This window comes from Burkholderia anthinoferrum (assembly GCF_002925705.1).
Taxonomy (GTDB): Bacteria; Pseudomonadota; Gammaproteobacteria; order Burkholderiales; family Burkholderiaceae; genus Burkholderia; species Burkholderia semiarida.
In genome coordinates this window covers 38,604-58,506 of record NZ_LFZP01000029.1, presented here as the reverse complement: position 1 = coordinate 58,506, position 19,903 = coordinate 38,604, and the positions used below count along the sequence as shown (strand labels likewise).

Below are 19,903 nucleotides of genomic sequence, written 5' to 3'. Positions count from 1 at the left end.
GCTGCTCAAACATCCCGCAGGAAGTAGCCGACGATCTGAATACTCGACCAATCGATAATATCGATCTGCTGGAGTTGGCCATCAGCTGAAACGACCGGCTCGAACCCGTTGGTAAATCCAGACGGCACGCAGCGGAGCAGGACGTCCCCAGCATTGAGGCCAGGAATTGACACAGGACCAGGGCCCGAGACGCCATTAAAGACAGCTTTGACGATTGTGGCGGCTGCTGTTGTGGTCGTCATTATCGAACCCTCCGAGCGCGAATCATGCCAGTGCCAGTCACGGTTCCGCCGGTAAAGTTCGCTTGCACGCCCAAACGAACGGTCGTGGATGAAGCAAGACTGAAACGGACTACCGGAGTCGGCAGATACGTGGAGCCGCCGGCGGCGTTCGCCACGGTAAAACCGACCCCCGGTGTGCTGTTCGGATTCGTATTTGCTACCGTGTTCAGACCGCCAACAAAGGCAGTCGTAGTGGCGCCCGAATTAGCAAAACCAACAGAACCTTCCACATCCCAATCGCCAGCAGACAAGGTGAGCGTGGCAATATCCGTGTAGGCGGCCGACGTGAGCGCCGTCGCCGATCCAGTAACGGCTTGATACTCACCTACGCTCCCCGCGTTTGCGTTGTCGTTCGTCGTAGTGCCTACGATGCCGGCCGTCGACGATGGGGTAATTGCGCCCGTAAAGTTCATCGCACCAACCGTCGACCCGAATGCTGGATCCGCTCCAGTTGCGCCGACGAGCACCTGCCCCGTAGTTCCGACTGCTAGTTGATTGATCGCTGCTGTTCCTTCGCCAACCAGCACACCATGCGTCGTAAGCGTCTGCCGGCCCGTTCCGCCTTGGGCAACCGAGAGCGCAGTGGTAAGACCCGACAGGCTCGTGATGTTGGCGTTTGCTCCCGAAGTCGCGATCGACGAATTGCACTGGAACCCTGCCCCGTTTGCCCACTGAAGTGCCTGTGCGGCACCGTTGCATCCAGTGACGGTCACGGTCGTGACGTTGGCGGTCGCACCGGTCGCGTTGCCGAGCAAAGTGTTCGCGGCGATTTGTGCGATGTTCGAAAGCGCAATGCCGTTTGTCAGGCTCTGGAATGAATACGCGCCCGCGCCAGTCCGCGTTAGGAACCCTGTGCTCGAAAATCCAGTGATGTTGTCCAATGCAGTGCCGCTCGCCGTCGCAGAATTGGTGCCCCCGGATGACACCCCAAGCGGGTGGGCCGTCAGCGTCGCTACGCCTTGCACCGTCAGGTTGTTGTACGTCGGCGAGGGGTAGCTCTGGGCGAGCGCGGCCGAACAGATCAGCGCGAGCAAGCCAGCGAGAAGGTTCTTCATGGGGTACCTCACGATTGGGCGAGCGTGCCGCCGTTGTTCCAGAGCACACCGGACGTCGCCGGCAATGTGGTCGGCAGGCTGTTGAACCAGGCGAGCATCGCCGCGGCGAACTGCGGGCTGGCGCCATTGCCCAGCACATTCAGCGCGGTCGTCATCTGGTTGGCGAGCGAATTGATGGCGGTCTGGATCTCGTTCGGCGGGACATCTTTGCCTTCCGCCCTGACCTGATACGGCGTGATGTGGAATGCGTCAGACATGGAGCGCCTCCAGCCTTTCCTGTGAGCTCGGGTGCAGCGCGCTGCCCGGGTGCGGATGCCGGCGCAGGAACATGCGAAGTCCCGCCGCGAGACCCTGCTCTTTCACGTATTGATCCGCCTCCAGTTCCTGTTCGCGCACGCGCGCGAAAACCCATTCCGGGCGGAAGATCAACTGCAGCGTCAGCAGCCACCAGAGCCGGCGCAACGGGTCGTAACGAATCAGGTGCGCGCGCTCGTGCGCGATCACTGCATCCTTCTCGATCGCTGTCAGTGATCGAAAGAAGATGCCGGTCTGGATGGTTCCCCACGGCGTGCACCGGGCGACGAAGCGTTTCATCGCGGCCCCGCCATTGGTGAGGCGATCTGATCGGCGTGGATCATGCCGGCCGGCCCCTGCGGCCGCGGTTGCCCCGGTTGCGCGCCGGGACGCGGCGTGCCTGCTACACCCGGACCTGCGCCGCCGGGCACGCCCGGTTGCCCTTGCGGCTGCTTCGGCGCCATCTGCGCCTCGAGCTTGGCCTTCATGGCGAGCTGGTGCTGCTGAATGTGCGCACGGAACAGGCCTGCCGCGTCGCCCGTGAGCTGCGCGGCCTGTAGGTGCGCCGCGATGTGCGCGCGGTCGTCGTCAGCTTGATGGATCTCGGCCGGCAGACCGTTGTGCATCATCAGGTTTTCGTCCTGCGGATCGAGATGGAACAGGTTCCGCTCGTCGATGAGGATGCGCGGCGCGACCTCGGGCCCGAATATCTGCTCGGTGCCGTACTCGAGGATCGGGCCGATGTTCAGGCGCCGGCCGTCGAGCTGTTGTGGAGGGATGCCGCGCAAGACGTTCATCCACGCGATCATCTGCTGCATGCGCTGCAGGTTCTGCTGATACGACGTGCCGCACCAGCGGAAGAAGTATCGCTGGCCGAATGCCTGCGGCGGAATTGTCTGCAGGTTCGCGCGCGCGCCGACTTCGCCGAGCACCTCGACGGTCAGCTCTTCTGTGCGGAATTGCCGGTCGAGCTCGAACATCCATTCGAGCAGCGGGTTGAGGATGACTTCCTCGTACCGCTTCGCGTTGTCGATGATGTTCGACTCCTGCTGCTGCGCCATGGCGGCCATCTGCGCCTGGTTCTTCCGGCCGGTGGGCATCTTCCCGAGCATAGCGTCGTTGACGTCCATCGACTCGTTGATCTGCTGCTTCAGGTTCTCGCAGAGCGGGATCGCGTCCTTGTAGATGGCCGGAAAGTTTGCGAACTTTGTCTTGTTCGGATCCGTCAGCCACACGGCGGCAAGGCCCACCACCATCGACTGGTAGTTCGGGCTCGACAGTGGGTCGACCATGGTGATCGGCAGCAGGCTGTACTGCGCGGAGTCCTGCCCCATGTTCCAGAAATCGTTCAGGTTCCACTGCAGGAACTTGACCGGCTCGATCTTCGAGATGCCAAAGAACGAGCCCGTAATGCGCTCGATCGGCGCCGAGATGATCGGCCGCTTGCCCGACCAAAACGGGTTCCGGATGATCCCGAGGATCACGTCCTGCCCGGCGAAGTACACAAAGCACGGCTCTTTGCCATTGCCCAGGTCCAGATTCGTGTGGACCTCGTAGATCAGCGCGTACTTGAACGTGCCTTCGGTGCGGATGCCGGCGTCGCTGGTTCGCTTCTTCGGGGGCACGTGCTTCTCGCGACCGCCGTCCGGCTTCGCGAGGTTGTCGACAAGTTCCTTCGCGGACACGCCGACGAACACGCCTTCGTCGACGAATTGCTGAACGGCGTCGATCGTCAGGCGCAGCCGGATCGCGGTCGCGGTGGCCTTCTCGATGTCGTTGCAGGTCGGCGGATAGACGGCCAGGTCCTCGGTGGCGAACGAAACGATATCCGGTCCCTCGGTCGTGACCTCCTTCGATTCCTTCTCCCAGTCCCAGTCATCCTCGTCGGCGGCAAGGTCTTCGACTTCGCCGCCCAGCTCGTGGTCCTCCAGGATCGGCGGCTTCTTGATCAGTTCGGTAACCCGCCGCTGCGTGCGCGACCAGTCGACGTAGAGATTCCACTGCCCTGTGACGTCGCCGGCAATCAGGTCCGCGCGCACGACGTCCTTCACGGCTGCCGAGCGGATGTAATGCTCGAGCAGGCTGATCTGCGCGAATGGGATATTGCCGTCCGGACCGGTCGCACCGACGTGCTTGTGGTTCACCGGGAACAGCTGCGCCAGCGTGCGCTTCATGCGCGCGTTGACCGCGTTTCGCACGGCGGGGATGTAGCACTGGGAGTTGCCGGAATACTGCTGATTCTCGTCCGGCTGGGCGTTGTAAATGGACCAGTACTCCTCGCAGCGGTCCATCTGCTCCTGCTTGTTCTGGTAGCACTTCGCGATCTTCGGATACAGCCTCGCCGCCTCGGTATAGGCGTCGGAATCGGGCTTGTCGGCCCAGTTCTCGATCTCTTCGCCCGTCTTCTCAGCGTCGAGCGCCCGCGCGTCCAGTGTCTCGACCGCGGGCTTGTCGTCCTGCTTCTTCGGCTTCTTCGAGCGGGCCATGGAAGGATCAGCCGATCACCTTGCCGCGGAGCTTGCGCTCGAGCGACGTGCCGGTACTGCGATCACGAGGCGTGCGCTTCGGGCGATCGTCGACGTTCGGCTTCTTCGGCGTCTTCTCGGCAAAGAAGTCACCGACCGGACGCGATTCGGAGCGCGTACCCTGGAATTCGCGGCGCTTCTTCACGATCACAGACCCGGCTTCGACATCTTTTCGCGCATCGGACCGCCCGACATGCGTTCGCCGACTTTCTCGGCCTTGCCGTACGCGCCGCCTTGCTGCTTGCCCTTGTAGAAATCCGACGGGCGCTGCGACGGCGCCTTGGGCGTGATTTTGCGATCGACTGCCATGTTCATCTCCGCGGCAAAGTGGTCAGATAGCTCACACCCTGCGGGTTCACGCCCATGTTCACGCCTTCCGGCAGGACGTCCGCTTGCTGCGAGCAGATCACGTACACGGCCGCTTCGAGTCCCTCGACGAGGGTACGGTGCGGACCAGTCTCGGGGAGCGTATTCCGGTTTCCCGCGCGGTCGACAGGATAGTTGTAGCCCCCGGCCATCGCGTTGAGCGTGTGCTTCGCGCCTTCGTGGTCGACCTGGAACAGACGTCGTGCTTTTGCCTCGGTACGGATGAGCGGAGAAAGCGCACCCCGCGCGACGTTCACGTATGCCCCGCGCATCGGGTACATGTTCGTGGCGCGAAGTGCAGCCACGATCGGCATGCGGTCGGCCTGGTCGAGCACATCAGCCGGCAGCCACGTCGTCACGCGCGCGCGTGGAAACGCGGCGCGCACGAGCTGCGTAACGTCGGCGACCGCTTCCTTGGGAGGTACTGGCGAGATCCAGTCAGCCACGACGACGATTCGCTGCCCCTCGATGCAAACTAGAGCCGCGGTTGTCTCTGTGCCGTTCGAATTGAACGCCAAGGCAAGGGGATGCTGCTGACTCGGCTGGTACTCCGACGCGATGTTCCACTGCCCGAAGTCCTCGTACACCGGCGAACCCGAAAAAACGCGCTGGAAGTACGCGAGCGCGTTGAGGATGTCGCGCTTGCCGCTGGGAAAGTTCAGGATCTCCGCGACAAGCTTCGGATGCTGCCCCTGCCCGCCGACCAGCACGATGTCGCCGGCCTCGAAGAACGGCTGCATGCCCATGATGAACTGCACCTTGTCGCGGTCCTGTGGGGCAGTAAGCGGACGTAGCGCGAGTGTCACGCCGCGACGAAGCATCTCCGCCCGCATCGGCTGCAACAGCCATTCGTCGAGCGAGTTCTTCTCGATCGCGACGGCCGCATCTCCGTACCGAGCCGACGTCTTGAACGCATCTTCGATGACCTCGTCCGGCTTCCAGAATTCACCGGACGACGCGTGGACGTAGATCTTCGTACCGAGACGGCTCACCACCACACGTCCCGTCCGGTCGCTCTTCTTCACGTCGGTCGTCCGGGCTGGGTCCGTGATCACCACCTTCGGCAGCCACGGCGCCGGATCGACCGCGCACTCCCGAATATGCTCACTCTCGAACGGCTTGTCCTGCGAGCCGATCGCCATGAGCATGTACTCCTGCATGAAGCCCCGGAGCTGCCCGGCCCGCTCCATCTCGTCGCGCTTCCGGCGGATCCAGTCCATCGGATAGCGCTCCGGCCACAATGCCTGCGTCTCAGGATCGTCGATGTCGCCGTTGCAGATCGGATACCGTCGGCTCGTCCAGTCCGGATTCTCGCGAAGCCGGGTGATCATGCAATCCTCGGCCAGCGGCGTGCCAGTGACCCGGATCTTGCCCTTGACCTTGTCCATCGCCGGGATCAGTTCAAGGTAGAGCTTCCTCATCGACGCGTCGACCGCCGCCTTGTCCTTGACCCGCTCCTTGTTCTCGATGTCGTCGAGGTACGCCCGATCGGGGCGAATGTCGCGCCACTTGAAGCCGCGGAACTCCTCTTCCCAGCCGTGAGCCTCGAGCAGGACGCCGTTCGAAAGCTCCATCTGGTGCTCGTTCCAGACCCGTCCCGACTCTTTCAGCCGGCCGAAGAGGCCCTGCAGCTTCGTGTTTCGGGTCGCCTCGAACTTGATCGCCTCGAGACGCTGGCAGGCCTTTGTGTACGTCTCGCCGATGATCAGGCAGTACCCGAAGTTGCCGAAGCACGCCTCGATCAACAGGTGCTCCTCGGACAGCGTCGATTTCGCGCCCTCCCGGAACGCCTCGATCAGCACCCACTCGTCTGCACAACGCCAGAGGTCCATGACCTCGACGTGGAACGCCGGAGACGCCTGCGGATGCCGATGCGGAAACAGCATCGCGGAACCGAGCGCCCGATCTTCCGAGATCGCCGTTAGCAACGCTCCATTGGTCAGGGCCATGAGATTCCTCCTCGCGGAGGATCATCAATGTTTTTCCCGCGTGCGGATTGGCGAGGCGGTCTGCGAAATTTCGTCACCCCCGTCCGGAGGCCCTTGGGTGGTCCCAAAGTTAGGCTTTTGTAAGGTTCAGATGAGAATAGCTCTCATTAACCAGTGATAATACCCCGTTTCGACTGATAGCCTCCATTATGTCAAATTGATGTGCGGTGCACCAACCCAATATAATCAATAGCTTACGCGTTTTATCAGGTCGAGCATCGGCCCGATCACGGCGATCGCGTTGCAGCATGAAAGGTATTTAATGCGATAGAAAGGTAATTGAATGGATGGCGTCGGCGCTGGAAACGGGTGTTTTTGAGGCACGCGGGACACCCTGTTCCGCCACCTCTCTCTGCATTTGTCTCTTTTCTCCTCTCTGCACTCTCTGCATCGTCGAGCCTTTCCACGCGCGTACGTGCGCGCACGCGAGGGATTGCCCATGGTCAATCGGCCGACCATCGAAACCTGCTAAGGTCTTGGCTGGCCACCGCCAACTCCCTTCCCTGCTATGGAGACGGAAACATGCTGACGTATAACGACGAACTACTCAAAGCACGCATCGACGCTCTGGAGGGTGCCATGTTTGAGATAGCCCGCCACGATCCTGACGTATTGAAGAAAATTCACGCCAGCCTACGCATGAAGTACAACCTAGCCGTTGAGCAGCAGAACGCTGCTTCCCAGCCGGCGGGATTTCAAACTGTCGTCCATACGAACTTCCAACCAGCGCGGAACAGAGAAGCCGACGCGGCTCAGGTCCAAGCTCTCGGGGACCTGCTGAAGAACCTCGGAGCAAATTGATAGGGATGTCCCCGGCGTCAAGACTTTGCGGGTAACGCCGATAAGATGGGTAGAGACAGGAGGTTCACATGCTCTACGCCATCTTGACCTCGCAAGACGAAGCCCCTCTCGGGTACTTCGATTCACCTGGGGCGCCGACAGCCGAGGAATTGGCTGATTATCTCGCCGAAGAACTCGGCTTTTCCGATCGGGATGCTTGGATTGAGGCGTATGGCATCGAGCAGCTCGGCTTCGCTCCAGTTCACTGAGCGCAGGTCAACCGAATCAACCCTTATAACCGAACTTCTTCGACGGCGTATCTTTGATCGTTGTAGTCGGCCTCACGACGACGCCAGCCGGAAGATACTGTTGAATGTGTGCCAGCGTCGCATGCTCATCCAAGGAGCTTTCAAACACAAGGATGTATTCGCCGACTCCGATTCTGGACAGACGTACGAAGCCCGCGATGCCGCTAAGCGTCTGGGCGACGCTGGCTTCATTTTGATCGGTGATCCCCGTTACGACGAACGTATAAATGGTCATTGTTGGTCTCCGTTGGTTCGGCAAAAGCCAAGGGGATTCTATCGTGTGATTGTTGCCATGTGATCAATCGTCCGGTGCCGATAGCTTGACTAGGACCAATGGAACGGGCGTGACCTCCCACCCGCTTTTTTTAGAAGCGTTGCTAGGTCGCGGCGGGTATATCCGGCTTGGTCGACCTGCTGCGCCTTGGTGCGTTCAGCCATTCCGGTCGGTCCTGGCGGTGCATCTCCGCCACTCAGCCACGTTTATCGAGCTGGCGCGACACCAGTTGTTCGGGCCTGGGCTAATGGGCCCCCGTCGTCGTTTCTTCCTACCCCGCGCTGACTATTTGCGGCATCCGCTTCGTTGGCGATCTGGCAGACGCGACACACCCATCTCCTGCCCTTCGCTTCACGCAGCATGGCGACGATGTTCAGTCGCCAGAGGCGCTTGCATTGCGGGCAGATGGAGGATTCGAGGCGCATTCCAGAAAAGAATGCCCGGACTTGCCGGGCAAATCACCGTAGTGAAGGAGACGCGACCACGTTAGTCCGGTTTCCCGCGCTGAACGATGCCGCACATGATCTGATGGAGCTCGGTCGCCGTGAGCTCGTCCCGATCGCCACGGCTTGTGGGCAGCGGCTTATCAGTCCGGGCGTAGAGCAGAATCACGCCGCGCCGGATACCCTTCGATGAACTAGGTTTGGCATAGGCGATGCTGTTGGCTATGTACGTATAGCCTTCGTCGGTCAGCGCCGTCAGGTACTTCGAGATCGTCCCGCGCGGCACACCGATCTGCAAACCGAGACTCGCCTGCGTGAGCATGCCCTGCTGCTCGAGAAGCTCGCAGATGCGGTGCCCGACGAGATCCGGATTGGACAGGTTTCGCAGCGAGATCATGCCTCAGCTCCAACCCAGGACAGCATCACGCGATCGAGTTCCGTCGGCGCCGGAATCCGGAACGGCATCGAAACGCGCTCGGCGTCGCGCCGCCGGCTCTCCGCGATACGCGCGGACTTCGGCGTAAGCGGTACGACGGGCGGAATCGGCTTGTCGGTGCGTGTGTAGCGCTTGGGACTGCCCGACGCGGAAACGAATCCCGCGTGGGCCAACGCATCGAGCTGACGAGCCGTTGCCCGCGGATGAATCCCCCGCACCTCGGCGATCTCGTTGATCGTCATCGGACCGCGGCGCGCGAGCAGCTCGCAGATGCAACGCTGCGCCGATCCTTCTCGCTCGATCTGCTTCACCCGTGTTACCTCGGCTTGTACGTCGAGTACGGATAAATTTCGTTTCCGCTGAGGAAGAGTTGCTTTCCATCCTCGGTTTCCACGCGGAAGAAGCCACGGCGCTCGGGTGCCGGCCCGACAATCCGTCCTCGAACCTCCTTCTTGCCGTCCGCAGTTCGAACCCGACAATTGAATCGATCAGCGGCGTGAGCGCCCACAAATGAGAGGACGCCTTCGATCATCTTGATCACGTCGTCACGCTTCGGGCCCGGCGCGAAAAGACCGGTCCTCGTACCGATATCCATCGCCGCAGCGATCATTGAGTTCGTCACTTCGATTTTCGCCATCATTTGTCTCCTTTCTCACGGTGTGGCCTAGCAGGTGTAATCCTCGGAAACGCAGCTAAACGGCAAATACACGTACGGCCGGCGGCTCTCGCTCGGACCGAACTGCATGCATTCACGGTTGAAGAACAGCGCGAGCGACCGGCGCTGCGTCTCGCCGTTGCGCGCCTTCAGCAGCGTCAGGAACGCGTCCGGTTCGTCGACGCTCTGGTCGTCCTCATCCTTCTGCGCGGACCAGACTGAGAACACGTTGTCTGCGGCGTCCGTGATCTTTCCGCTGCCGCCGACGTCCATCTTCCCGGGACTGCGCTTCTCGTCCTGGCCCTTACGCGGATGAGCGACGAGGTGCACGTGGACGTTGTACTGGCGAGCGAAGTTGGCGAGCAGGCGCATCGCCTCTTTCTGCGCAGTCATCGCGCCGTGGCCGTCTTCAGGGACGTCGGTCATCATCAGGCTGTCGATCACGAAGTGACGGATCCCGTAGCGCTTGAACCCGTACGTGAAGACCGTCACGAGACGCTCGACCGCCGCAACTCCCACGAGATCGAAGACCCACATCCGATCGCGCAGCCATGCGCCCATGTGGTCGAGATACTCCGGCGCCGGCCGATCGAGGCCGCCCAGTTGCTTCGCGATGCGCTTGCCCTGCATCTCCGGCCGCATCTCGCCGGAGAAGACGCAGGCGCGCTCGCCCTGGCACATCAGGCCGATGAGCACCTGGCCAAGCAACAGCGACTTGCCGTGCCCGTTGATGCCCGTCCATACCGTCACCTCGCCCGGGCGAAACTCGAACCACAATTCGTTGCGGCCGCAGAACGACAGGTACGGAAAGCCCGCCTCCTCATGCGCCGGGTAGAACATCGATTTGACGTTCGACCAGAAGCGCTCGATCGACTTGAGCTCGTCCGGATCGAAGCCCGATGCCTGATCGCAGCAGCGGCGAAAATCCTCCGCCGTGGCGCCGGCGAGCAGGTATTCGTTCGCATCCTTCGATTCACCGAAGAACACGACGCGGCAGCGCTCGATGCCGAGGCGGTTTGCGACCTCCTGAGCACCCTTCCGGCCGGCCTCGTCGTTGTCGTAGCAGAGCAGGATCTCGCTGAACCGCTCGAGTCGCTCCCAGTCGCTGTCGATCCACTGGTGGTTGCCCGCGCCTGCGTTCACCGACAGCGCCGGGATACCCACCTGGTGCAACGTCATGGCATCGATTTCGCCCTCGGCGATCGCAACGACGCGCTGGGCCGGGTCGATCAGGTTCCAGCCGAACAGGCACGGCTCGGCGCCGGCCTCCTGCCGCATGTCCTTCTTGTCCGCGATGTTCCGGTACTTGGCGTTGATCAGCTCGCCGCCGCGCAGGTACGGGAAGACGATGTGCGTCTTCGGACCGTTGGTCTGCTCGGCGATCTGGAAGGCCTTCACGGTCTCGGGCGTGATACCGCGGCCGCCGAACCATTCGTCAAGCAAGCTCGTCGGCCGCGTCGCCTTCGGCCGCGCCGGACGCTGATACGTCGGAGCCTGGCGCTTCGGCATGTCGTCGCGAACACCCAGGAACTGCTTCGCCTCGCGCATCGCGTCCGCCACCGACAGCGACCGACATGCGCACCAGAGGTCGAGCAGATCGCCCGCCTCGCCGCTGGCGAAGTCCTTCCACACGCCCCGCTTGGCGCCGGCGAGGCACACCGACAGGCTCTGCCCCTTCTCGCCCGCCGTGCTGCCGGATTTCCACTCCTTGCCCGACTTGCGCCCGTTCGGCAGGAGGTGCTCGGCGACGGACGGCGCGTTTTGCGCCATCAGTTCGGCCAGTTCTCGTGCGTTCATGCCGGCGCTCCTTGCCGTACTCCGTTCGCCCAGAGATGCGCGGATCGCTCGCTGCAGCCGGCGTTGATGGCCTGCCACTGGTACGTGAAGCCCGCCGCCTTCCACCACGGAACCGCCGTGCCGCCGCCATCGAAGAGATCGCCCTTCGCGCCGGGCTTCGCGAATTCCTCGAAGTGCCGATCACGACCGAAGAACGTCGACGCCTGCTTCACGTACGGCGTGCCGATGTTGCCCGCAGCCTTCATCGCTGCAGCGTAGGCGACCACAGCTGCGACCAGCACACCCGGATCGATGCCTTCACGGATCCGAGCGTTCCATGCCCGCAGCGCTGCCGGCTTCGAATTCGAGCCTTCACGTTTCGGATACTGCCGCCATGCCTCATCGAACTTTCCATCGACGACATTGCGCTTGGCTGACGTGTCAGCCGTACTCTTTGATGTAGTCTCTGTAGTAGTCTTTGTCTTATTAACGACTTGCGCTTTCGCTGCCCCGCGGACTGCGGAATCAGCCTCCCCCGAAATGCGCTTTCCGCAGTTCGCGAATCCCAACATCTCGTTCAGACGATCGAGGTCGATGCGGTAGTACACGCGATGTTCGAGCCGCTTGTTCGTCTCGACCAAGACACCACGTTCGACGAGCTGCTTGCGGGCGGTCGCCTGTTCGCGATAGGTCATGCCGGTCTCCGCCTCGATTTCCTCGACGGTCTTGTAGACGCCAAGTTCGGATGCGGCCTTGTCCTGCCAATAGAAGATCTGGCTGAAGAACAGGACGGCATTGACGCTGCCGAGGTGCTTCACGAGGCCCGGGTAGTAGGCAACGGGGTGCCCGAGGTCGAGCAGATAATCGGTGGCGGCCATCAGTGCCTCGACAGACGGAAGAAGTCATAGACGCGCTGCGTGTTCTGCAGCGACAAGAGGCCGGCGTTGTATGCCCGCATCAAAAGCTGTTTGAGGATCGTTCTCATCGGCTCAGCCCCCGCGCACGTTCCATCCGAGCAACCTGAGAGGAACTCCGTGCAGCGATCTCGGCTTGCATCTCGAGCCAGCGCTGTCGACGTGTGGCCGAATCACACGACGCTTCGAGCAAGCGTCCGAGCTCGGCGATGCGCCTTTCGCGTGCCTTGTCATCAACAACTGACCGATCAATTTCAACGCGTCTCATACCTGCCATCCTTTCCCACCACTTCCTAAGCAGTGCGAATTAGACAAAATAAAACCCCGCTGGGGGAAAGCTGCCGGCGGCCAAGCCGGTTCGGTTTGCCGGAGGGTTCGGCTTACCTCAACTCTCCCCAAGCGGGGCTTCCCTCTTTGTCCATCGATTGGCAGTCGACAGACATAAGCTAAATCAATTTCCCGAACGTTTCAGGCGACGAGGGACAGACCAGCCTCGTTTTGCACGATTTGGCGGGCATCCGGTGCCACAAAACAAGCCGCCGAAGCCTTGGAAGTAGCCTTACAGTCGTTGCTATCGGCGATCTCGGCAATGTCTCGGACGTTGTCGACCATGTGCTTGGTGATCTCGTTCAGTCTCTCGAACTCGCGGTTGTACGGCATGTTCTCGAACACCCCGGGTGTCGGCTTGCTGATGCTGTCTGCGATCATCGGCAGGCTGCCGGCGGAACGGTGACCCGCGCTGGGAGTAAAATCGTCGCGGCTGAGACCACAATAACTATTTCGTCGGGGACACTTATGCGATTTCACCAACAGCTTGTCAGCGCTATTGACCATATGCGCGTTCTTGAGCTTCGCTACGATGGCTATTTCCGCATCGTCGAGCCGCACGCGTACGGAGTCAGCGATGAAGGTCATTACCTACTCCGCTGCTATCAGACGGCCGGCGGCAGTCAGTCGGGGAACACGGTTGGCTGGAAGCTTCTCCGGACCGACGAAATTGGCTCCCTACACGAAAGCGGAGCAGTTTTCCGAAACGCGCGACCTGGTTATAAGCGCAGCGACTTAGCCATGCCGCATATCTACGCTGAGCTGTGAGCTCAGCGCCGCAATTGCACTGCGCCGCCGGGAATGCCGGTTCGTTGTGCAGCGCGCAATCGCTTGCGTGCGTAATCTTCGCCTTCATCATGCCGCCTCCCGCCCTTCCTGAGGCGCCGCGGCGTAGCCAAGCGGATCCGACAGCCACCGGTGCACTTCAGAATTGCTGTAGCAGGAATGCGTGCGGCTCATCCGGATGGGCTGGGGAGCCTTGCCGGCGAGCCCCAGCTTGCGCCAGGACTCCCGGCACATCGGAATAAAGGGCGCGATCTGGGCCCATTTGGAGAGGCCAACCCGCGGGAGGATCGGCTCCATCGGCTTGCCGGAATCGGCTGGCGCTGCTGTCTTCTTCACGTTCGCTCGCTGTTGGTGTAGTTCGCGAGCTAATGGTGGTATACGGCAGCTTTTGTTGGAAGGTGATCTTTTGATGCTAAAAATCTACTGGCAGTTTTATGTGTACTGTTTTCTACCAGTAGATTCCTGGCTACACATATTTACCACTTGATGTCCGCTTGGGCCTGCAGCGCCTCCGAACACTCCCAAGTGAAGACGCTTTCAGCTTCGTCTTTGACTGTCCTCCGAAAAAAGCTGAGAGTATCGCCCGAGCGTTCCGGAAACAGGCACTTTACATAGAGGTCGTGCGAAAGATGGTAGTTCTCCATCTCAGCCCAGAGCGCCAAGTCGAAGTAGGCGAGAAGCCGATACCGCTCCCACTTTGAGAAGTCTGATTCGCCGAACTGCTTCTTCTTCGAAAAAATCTGATTCCGAGACTGCTTAACGTTGCGAACCCATTTTTCGAAGGATTCGAGAAGCTTCTCTATCGGTGCACCGATGTCGACTTCGGCATAGACATAGCGAGCACTGGCAGGGAATTTCTTCGCCAAAATTTCATTTATCGAATCCTCTATTGGTTCCGATTTCTTGTATGCCTCCTTACTCGCCCACTCCTCCGTCGTGCTCATGGCAAATTTATGAGCCTCGAACGCCCGAGCATACGTTTCGTCCTCCAGTAGTGATTCAGCGTGATAAAGAGCGTCCATAACCATTTCATCGTTCACCGCTTCGCGTGGTGAAGTTTTATCGAGCGAATGTGGTTCATTCCTTCGTACGACCGGATATTCCAGATGTTGTCTGATTGACTGACGTGCTTGGTCCAGCTCTTCGTCTTCGTACTCCTGATTTACTTGGAACGGAAAGTCCTCGGGAACCTTAAACCGCAACTGCTGTTGTAGTCGGAGCCGGTGCGTGATGTTCCAATGCCATCCCCAAATATCGAGGCTTGCAACGCCATCATACTTTTTGAGATCGAACCAGTCGGGAACAGTCGACAGAATTTTCTTTTGGTTGTTCATTGTGCCCTCACGCGCCCCCTATGAGGAACCGCGCCAACAGGGTAAGGGGGCCCTGCTTTCGCCCCGTCGAGCTAGGCGCGGTGAAATGATTATGCCGGATGCGATGCACGCGGCATGTTGCAACGCAGAACGTCATTCAGTCAGTCCACGAAAGAACGCGAGCCCGCTCGGCTTGCCAAGCGTCACGGTCCGCGTCAGCAAGCATATTGTGCTGCAAGCCGTACTCGAGCGCCGACACGATGCGACCTCGCCCATACGGACCGATCTGATGAATGATCGCAAGACATTCCCCGAGGGCATTATCTCGATCACCTCATTACAGCGCATGAATGGAATAAGGCAGGATCCCCATCGCAAAGCAGCGAGTCGCCGATCCATTTGAGTGTACTGGACGGCGGATGGATGTCAGCCATGATGCGCCTCCTTGTCTCCCGCCTCGATCGCAGCAATCGCGGAATTTACCAGTCCCGAGGCTATGCCGGCCGACGTGAGAACTGCGTACAACTGACTTGAATATTCTGTGCTGTTGCAGGCGACCTCACCGAGCACGTCGAGCGCGACGCCCAGATGACTCGTCGCAGACTGCAGAGCATCGAGAAGCGGCAGACCGCCCGTGACTGAAAGCATATTGGTCATTACGCTGACGTTGGGAAGCGTCTCCGGAAGGGTCTTCAGGGCGCGAATATCAGCCATGACGCACCTCAGCATCGTCCGAACGACGGTCAGCGTGATCGGCGAGATCCTCGATATGGTCAATCATGAAAGACGAGAGTGCATTGACAGCGTCAAGCAGACCGCCGGCCAAATGGCCGTCAAGAGCCGGCTCGGAGCAATCCTTGGCGACTTCGTTCGCAATGAGAATCTGAGAGATGGCGCTGATGCCGATGAGGCCGCGATATACATCGCTCAATGCGGAGGCGGCGGCGTCAGCGGCGAGGCCGCGCACGCTCACACGGTTGAACACCTGATTCAGGGAATTTGCTTGACTGGCTGCCGGCGTTGCGGCTTCGACATTGTGCGACATGATGGATCCTTGAGTGTTGGACCCGCCTTCCGTCGCCAAACGGGGTGAGCGGGCAAATGACAGGGTTGGCGAACCGGCACTCAAGGCATCCGGCATACCCTCGCGGGTATCCCCACCATCGCCCGCCCATTGACTGGACGTACGCGTAGTGTACAGACGAAAAAATACCGCCATGTGGCGGTCGTCATCCGCCTTGAGTGTCAGGTCGCCAAACCCGGCGCTTGTTGTCTCGAGCGCGCTTCAAGATTATGTCCGGCACGTTACGTCGTCAAGCGGAATTTTGTAAACCCACGCTGCGCGTATGACGTATGTCACTTCTTCTTTCGGGATCGCACATCCACCGTTCCATTACTTTGTCGGCTGCTCTCCTCGGGCTTGCCCATCAGGAGTTCACGGAGGCTGCTTTGCTTCGTCTCGCTCGGCAACGTAATAGTACGCGTCGGATACGGCTTCCGACCGCGGACGACTGGCTCGACCATCGGCGCTTGCATCGGTCGCACTTCCTTCGCCAACAGAAACTGCTCAAGCGACTCGACGTCGTAGACAAAGGTCTTGTGGCCAAGCTTGTATCGACGGATGATTTCACCTCGCCAATCGATTCGACTGATCGTTTCCTTAGGGATACCTAAAATGGCGGCGGCCTCGGCAGCACTGACGCGCTTCTTTTGCAGGATGCTCACAAGTGTCCTCCGGAGTTCAGACGGGACAATTCTATGACTACCAAGAAGCCAAAATTGATACCGCTCAACGTATGGGCAGAGCAAACGTTCGGAGAGTATGCGCCTCATATGAACACTATCCGTGGCTGGATCAAACACGGCAAGATCCTTCCAATTCCGGTTAAGGTTGGGCGCTCATACTTCCTCAGTCCGGACGCCAAGTACATCGACCCGGTCGCCCAGAAAATTCAAAGGATGATCAATGGCCGCTGATGCCATGTCCAAAGCAAAGAAGGTCGCGCCAGCGATCATCACGATGAAACCGATCTTCTTGAACGTTCATCAAGTGGCCGAGGCAACATCCTTGTCCAAGGCCATCATCCAAAAACTGGTCGCATCGAAGGAATTTCCAGCTCCGCGGGCCCTCTCGAAGGAACGCGTCGGCTGGCTGGTCCGGGAACTTGAGGAGTGGGCTCAGGCACGGCCGATCTCCGAGATGTTGCCGCCAGGCGCACAACCGTCCATTGACCCCTCGGTGCCATGAACACGGTGTTCATACTCATGGCGCAGTACGGCGCCCGCGCCATCATCCCGATAGAAGACGTCTGCCGGGATTACTTCGCGCCGCTCACCTTGCCGAAATTGCTGCAAAAGATCTCAGCCGGCGACATCGCACTCCCCCTCATTCGGATGAGTACGTCACAGAAGGCGGCCAAGGGCGTCCACATCTCGGACCTCGCCGCGTTCATCGACAAGCAGCGCGCCGCCGCTATCAAGGAGTACGAGTCATTTCATGGAAGGAAGTGGATCGCAGAATAGAACTACTTCTCTTGTTTCGCCCTTTCCATACGCCTACAGATCTAGTTGCAGGGGTAAGCTTCCGCGACGGCCTTACGAACGACAAGGACAGCGGGCTGTGCACCGAGCTCTCGATCTCTCTGGAACGCCATGCCGACAATCTGTCGTAGCTTGGTTGCATTTGCTTTGCCAGCGACGCACATATGCACGATGCTTGATCGCTCCGTCAGCCCCCGAATCTCACCGGCCTGCAGCACCGCGTCGTCATCTACGACTCCCATGACATACATACTGGCGGCCAAATGAAGAGCGCCGTCGTTCGAGTTGATCCAGCTTTCGAGTTGCTGCCCCGTCATTGGTGCAGCTTCAGTTGAAAAAGGTAGCGCCAATAAGCATCCGACAAGCACTGTGCAAATTTTCATTTCTGGTCAGCCCCGATTCACTGCGTAGCATCACCCTCGCTTGAAGAGATCGCCGATCATCTCGTTCAACTTCCCCTTCGCTGCTTCGATCGCCGTTTCTTTAAGCTCCCCATAGGTGCCGGCACTCGCCCCGCCGCCCGAGCAACGAACCTCGTCACTATCCTTGATGTCATCGGGCCAAGACAGCTTCGTGTGGCACGTCTTACATTCGAAGGAAATTGAAATGCTTCCATCTGACATGCTGGTCCCCTTGGAGTTTTTGTTTCCGGCTATTGGCGCAGAAAGACTTCCCTAAAGCTTCGACAGGATACGTCGTTAACTTCTGAATGGAAAATGAAAAGCAATCCCGCCTTCGTCCGGGAGATCCGCGGTACGACGAGGCTATGGCGCTCGAGCGCACCGTTCGGGTCGTTCGGAGGGCCCAAGGCAAAAGCAATCCCGCAGACTTCGTCTACGGATCGCCAGAACATCAAGCTGCCGAAGAAGACTACCTCCGCGATCTGCTACGAGCCATGGGCGAGGATCCTGACGAACCTCAGCCGACCTCGTAGGTCAATGCTCCACGAACTGGCGCCATCTCGGATACTGCTCGAAGAATCGTTCGTCGACGAACGCCAAGTACAGGGTGGTTGGCGACGAAGGGTTGGTTGTCTGCATCTGCGTGCCGACAGCCAGTTTAGGATCGACGCCGCTGGCGGTCGACCAGGCAGACAGGTCGTCGTTGAATTCGAAGACGTCTTCTCGTGGGATATACAGCTTGATGGCAGGCATAGAACGCTCCAGGGCACGCAACGGCGTCATCATCGCGCTGGCCTTCAGATGTGAAAAGCCCCGCTCGGGGCGGGGCTTCAGTTCAAACTAACGATTGAAGCTCCCTTATGGCACGTCAATCGTCCTCGACAACATCAAATGCGTCTGCTGGATCCGGAAATACTCTCCTAGCGACGAACAATCCGCCGATTGCGGCTTGGGGAAATCGGGCATGAAGCACTGTCTTAATAGCCTTGTAATGACTGCCCGTCGTAAGAACGTCGTCTACGACAAAGATCGACGTCGGCGTAACCGCGCACTGGCTCTCGTCAATTTTGTAATGCTTCCGCAACTCATCAGGCGGAAGCCTCGTTCCCTCATGGAAGGCATCAAGACTCTTCGTCTGCAAGACAAGTTCGCGGATATCCAGCGCTCCGTGCGAGGCCATTCTATCGAGAACACGCCGCATTCGATCGTCATACATCGGATCCGTTCTGTGTTTCGAGGGGGGAATCGGAACAAACGTGATCGAGCCAATCTTATCTTTATTGATTGATGCTCGAAACGAGTCGCCGGCTTCTTGGATCGCCCGTAGCTTATGCGGCCACTGACTTGTTCCCCGAAGGTCCGGCTTCTTTTTCAAGTTCGAGACGAGTTGGTTCATTGGACTATATGCCCAATTCTTCCCCGACGTATAGTCGCCGAGACAATAGCAATGGTCAGCAGCGTCAACATAGCAGTGAAGCTGCCCTAGACCAAAGAGTGCTTGGTCAATCTTGACAAGTCGGAGCATCGAGATGAGTCAGAATGTCGTCGAGATCGCGCACTCGAATTGCGCCACGCTTCTCGTAAGTTGCAGGCCAACTAATATTTGGATTATTGAAGCAGCTGTCGAGAATAAACAGCTTCCGACGTTGCTTCAATGCAGCACGCGCCTGAATTAGGGTACCAGAAGTGTCCCCTGCCTCAACGATAATCGTTGCATCCGAAAATGCAGACATCGTCGCATTACGCTCTGGAAAGAACAAGCGATTTCCTTGCCACGTTTGACGAGCATAACGAAGAATAGGAACCTGACTCACCAACAGAAACTCCTTGGCGATATGCTCTTGCAATTCCTTATTCTCGCGGGGATAGACCTCAGTCACCGGAGTGCCCACTACCGCTACCGTGCGCCCTCCACATGCGATGGCGGTAGTATGCGCGATCGTATCGATCCCTTTAGCAAGGCCCGAATAGATGGTCACGTCATGCTCTACCAATAGCCTAACCAGCCGCTTGGCTCGACGAATTCCATCCTCAGACGGGTTCCGCGTACCAACGACTGCGACGGATCTAGGGGAGTAAGCAAGGTCGAGCCAACCTCGATAGTAGAAGAACTCGAGAGGATGCTCGGCGTCGCGAAGTTTCGGTGGGTAGTCTGCAGTTTGGTGGACGCAAAAGTTAAGATCATGAACTTTCGCCGCGACAAGTTCACGATCGACCTGCTCCAACGTCGAATCGATCAACTCATCTTCGACAATCTCCGCTGGGGTCAACCCAGGATTTTGCCGAAAGGTCTCAGCGAGCGACTTAAACGACGCGCGCTCGGAGTTCCAAAGCCATTCATAGGCTCCCATCTCCCGTCGTTGATCGACCGGCGGAGCAGAAAGCAATGAGTCAAATTCTATCGCTGACATGTCCTCAGCCCAAAGATACTGTATATTTG

30 protein-coding genes are annotated in these 19,903 nt (G+C 59.3%); 5 read left to right on the top strand and 25 right to left on the bottom strand.

Annotated features, from left to right (window positions below):
* Positions 1–5: 5 nt before the first annotated feature.
* The 8 genes from C5F75_RS36230 to C5F75_RS08485 are packed head-to-tail and all read right to left on the bottom strand — an operon-like array spanning position 6 to position 6,470.
* On the bottom strand, positions 6–242 hold the full coding sequence (locus tag C5F75_RS36230; RefSeq protein WP_146075183.1) for a hypothetical protein: 237 nt from the start codon (positions 240–242) through the stop codon (positions 6–8).
* Positions 242–1,336, bottom strand: coding sequence for a hypothetical protein (locus C5F75_RS36225; protein ID WP_146075182.1), 1,095 nt, complete (start codon positions 1,334–1,336; stop codon positions 242–244). The genes C5F75_RS36230 and C5F75_RS36225 overlap by 1 nt, the downstream gene beginning before the upstream one ends.
* Positions 1,337–1,344: 8 nt before the next feature.
* Positions 1,345–1,593 (bottom strand): hypothetical protein, encoded by a 249-nt coding sequence (locus tag C5F75_RS08505; RefSeq protein ID WP_104012088.1) that lies wholly within the window; start codon positions 1,591–1,593, stop codon positions 1,345–1,347.
* Positions 1,586–1,930, bottom strand: a complete 345-nt coding sequence (locus tag C5F75_RS08500) for a M48 family metalloprotease (protein ID WP_104012087.1) — start codon at positions 1,928–1,930, stop codon at positions 1,586–1,588. The genes C5F75_RS08505 and C5F75_RS08500 overlap by 8 nt, the downstream gene beginning before the upstream one ends.
* A complete protein-coding gene (locus C5F75_RS08495) occupies positions 1,927–4,116 on the bottom strand; it encodes a hypothetical protein (protein ID WP_104012086.1) in 2,190 nt (729 codons plus the stop codon). Before C5F75_RS08495 ends, C5F75_RS08500 begins: the two co-directional genes overlap by 4 nt.
* A gap of 7 nt (positions 4,117–4,123) precedes the next feature.
* Positions 4,124–4,306: a hypothetical protein gene (locus tag C5F75_RS08490; protein WP_060010978.1), complete on the bottom strand. Its 183-nt coding sequence runs from the start codon at positions 4,304–4,306 to the stop codon at positions 4,124–4,126.
* Positions 4,303–4,464, bottom strand: a complete 162-nt coding sequence (locus C5F75_RS36690; RefSeq protein WP_155624950.1) for a hypothetical protein — start codon at positions 4,462–4,464, stop codon at positions 4,303–4,305. Before C5F75_RS36690 ends, C5F75_RS08490 begins: the two co-directional genes overlap by 4 nt.
* 2 nt (positions 4,465–4,466) lie before the next feature.
* A complete protein-coding gene (locus C5F75_RS08485; RefSeq protein ID WP_104012085.1) occupies positions 4,467–6,470 on the bottom strand; it encodes a hypothetical protein in 2,004 nt (667 codons plus the stop codon).
* Between the two features lie 561 nt (positions 6,471–7,031).
* Between C5F75_RS08485 and C5F75_RS08480 the strand changes: the two genes are divergently transcribed.
* Both C5F75_RS08480 and C5F75_RS08475 read left to right on the top strand, forming a co-directional pair.
* The gene (locus tag C5F75_RS08480; RefSeq protein WP_060010974.1) at positions 7,032–7,310 is read left to right on the top strand and encodes a hypothetical protein; all 279 of its coding nucleotides are present in this window, start codon (positions 7,032–7,034) and stop codon (positions 7,308–7,310) included.
* Between the two features lie 68 nt (positions 7,311–7,378).
* A complete protein-coding gene (locus C5F75_RS08475) occupies positions 7,379–7,558 on the top strand; it encodes a beta-lactoglobulin I (RefSeq protein ID WP_104012084.1) in 180 nt (59 codons plus the stop codon).
* 16 nt (positions 7,559–7,574) lie between these two features.
* Here the strand turns inward: C5F75_RS08475 and C5F75_RS08470 are convergent, their stop codons facing one another.
* The 12 genes from C5F75_RS08470 to C5F75_RS08410 form a co-directional block, all read right to left on the bottom strand.
* Positions 7,575–7,832: a hypothetical protein gene (locus tag C5F75_RS08470; protein WP_104012083.1), complete on the bottom strand. Its 258-nt coding sequence runs from the start codon at positions 7,830–7,832 to the stop codon at positions 7,575–7,577.
* A gap of 525 nt (positions 7,833–8,357) precedes the next feature.
* Complete coding sequence (locus C5F75_RS08465; RefSeq protein ID WP_104012082.1) at positions 8,358–8,711, bottom strand: hypothetical protein; 354 nt, start codon at positions 8,709–8,711, stop codon at positions 8,358–8,360.
* Positions 8,708–9,061, bottom strand: a complete 354-nt coding sequence (locus tag C5F75_RS08460; protein WP_104012081.1) for a MarR family transcriptional regulator — start codon at positions 9,059–9,061, stop codon at positions 8,708–8,710. The genes C5F75_RS08465 and C5F75_RS08460 overlap by 4 nt, the downstream gene beginning before the upstream one ends.
* Positions 9,062–9,066: 5 nt before the next feature.
* On the bottom strand, positions 9,067–9,387 hold the full coding sequence (locus C5F75_RS08455) for a hypothetical protein (protein WP_146075181.1): 321 nt from the start codon (positions 9,385–9,387) through the stop codon (positions 9,067–9,069).
* Positions 9,388–9,414: 27 nt separating this feature from the next.
* Complete coding sequence (locus tag C5F75_RS08450; RefSeq protein ID WP_258048548.1) at positions 9,415–11,310, bottom strand: toprim domain-containing protein; 1,896 nt, start codon at positions 11,308–11,310, stop codon at positions 9,415–9,417.
* Positions 11,199–12,059 (bottom strand): hypothetical protein, encoded by an 861-nt coding sequence (locus C5F75_RS08445; RefSeq protein WP_104012079.1) that lies wholly within the window; start codon positions 12,057–12,059, stop codon positions 11,199–11,201. The genes C5F75_RS08450 and C5F75_RS08445 overlap by 112 nt, the downstream gene beginning before the upstream one ends.
* A 504-nt stretch (positions 12,060–12,563) precedes the next feature.
* Positions 12,564–13,010: a hypothetical protein gene (locus tag C5F75_RS36685; protein ID WP_181035388.1), complete on the bottom strand. Its 447-nt coding sequence runs from the start codon at positions 13,008–13,010 to the stop codon at positions 12,564–12,566.
* A 267-nt stretch (positions 13,011–13,277) separates the two neighbouring features.
* Positions 13,278–13,544, bottom strand: coding sequence for a transcriptional regulator (locus tag C5F75_RS37135; protein ID WP_258048547.1), 267 nt, complete (start codon positions 13,542–13,544; stop codon positions 13,278–13,280).
* A 140-nt stretch (positions 13,545–13,684) separates the two neighbouring features.
* Positions 13,685–14,542 (bottom strand): DUF6387 family protein, encoded by an 858-nt coding sequence (locus C5F75_RS36220; RefSeq protein WP_146075180.1) that lies wholly within the window; start codon positions 14,540–14,542, stop codon positions 13,685–13,687.
* Between the two features lie 405 nt (positions 14,543–14,947).
* The gene (locus tag C5F75_RS08420) at positions 14,948–15,235 is read right to left on the bottom strand and encodes a hypothetical protein (protein WP_146075179.1); all 288 of its coding nucleotides are present in this window, start codon (positions 15,233–15,235) and stop codon (positions 14,948–14,950) included.
* Positions 15,228–15,566 carry a hypothetical protein gene (locus C5F75_RS08415; protein ID WP_146075178.1) on the bottom strand — a complete coding sequence of 113 codons (339 nt, stop codon included), beginning with the start codon at positions 15,564–15,566 and terminating at the stop codon, positions 15,228–15,230. The genes C5F75_RS08420 and C5F75_RS08415 overlap by 8 nt, the downstream gene beginning before the upstream one ends.
* A gap of 311 nt (positions 15,567–15,877) precedes the next feature.
* Positions 15,878–16,246 carry a helix-turn-helix transcriptional regulator gene (locus C5F75_RS08410; protein WP_104012073.1) on the bottom strand — a complete coding sequence of 123 codons (369 nt, stop codon included), beginning with the start codon at positions 16,244–16,246 and terminating at the stop codon, positions 15,878–15,880.
* A 33-nt stretch (positions 16,247–16,279) separates the two neighbouring features.
* Here C5F75_RS08410 and C5F75_RS08405 point away from each other — a divergent pair, with 33 nt between their 5' ends.
* From C5F75_RS08405 to C5F75_RS08395, 3 genes are read left to right on the top strand one after another with little or no spacing between them, the layout of a single operon-like run.
* Positions 16,280–16,498: an excisionase gene (locus C5F75_RS08405; protein WP_104012072.1), complete on the top strand. Its 219-nt coding sequence runs from the start codon at positions 16,280–16,282 to the stop codon at positions 16,496–16,498.
* Positions 16,488–16,769: a helix-turn-helix transcriptional regulator gene (locus C5F75_RS08400; protein WP_258048546.1), complete on the top strand. Its 282-nt coding sequence runs from the start codon at positions 16,488–16,490 to the stop codon at positions 16,767–16,769. Before C5F75_RS08405 ends, C5F75_RS08400 begins: the two co-directional genes overlap by 11 nt.
* Entirely contained in the window at positions 16,766–17,044 is a 279-nt protein-coding gene (locus tag C5F75_RS08395; protein WP_104012071.1) for a pyocin activator PrtN family protein, read from the top strand. The genes C5F75_RS08400 and C5F75_RS08395 overlap by 4 nt, the downstream gene beginning before the upstream one ends.
* Before the next feature lie 41 nt (positions 17,045–17,085).
* On the opposite strand, the gene C5F75_RS37605 is transcribed toward C5F75_RS08395, so the two are convergent.
* The 5 genes from C5F75_RS37605 to C5F75_RS08370 form a co-directional block, all read right to left on the bottom strand.
* Positions 17,086–17,379, bottom strand: a complete 294-nt coding sequence (locus C5F75_RS37605) for a Rap1a/Tai family immunity protein (RefSeq protein ID WP_104012070.1) — start codon at positions 17,377–17,379, stop codon at positions 17,086–17,088.
* Between the two features lie 96 nt (positions 17,380–17,475).
* Positions 17,476–17,685, bottom strand: a complete 210-nt coding sequence (locus C5F75_RS36215) for a hypothetical protein (RefSeq protein ID WP_146075177.1) — start codon at positions 17,683–17,685, stop codon at positions 17,476–17,478.
* A gap of 312 nt (positions 17,686–17,997) precedes the next feature.
* Positions 17,998–18,216, bottom strand: a complete 219-nt coding sequence (locus tag C5F75_RS08380; RefSeq protein ID WP_146075176.1) for a hypothetical protein — start codon at positions 18,214–18,216, stop codon at positions 17,998–18,000.
* 115 nt (positions 18,217–18,331) lie between these two features.
* A complete protein-coding gene (locus C5F75_RS08375) occupies positions 18,332–18,859 on the bottom strand; it encodes a hypothetical protein (RefSeq protein WP_146075175.1) in 528 nt (175 codons plus the stop codon).
* A gap of 106 nt (positions 18,860–18,965) precedes the next feature.
* Complete coding sequence (locus tag C5F75_RS08370) at positions 18,966–19,874, bottom strand: DNA-processing protein DprA (RefSeq protein WP_104012066.1); 909 nt, start codon at positions 19,872–19,874, stop codon at positions 18,966–18,968.
* Positions 19,875–19,903 lie beyond the last annotated feature (29 nt).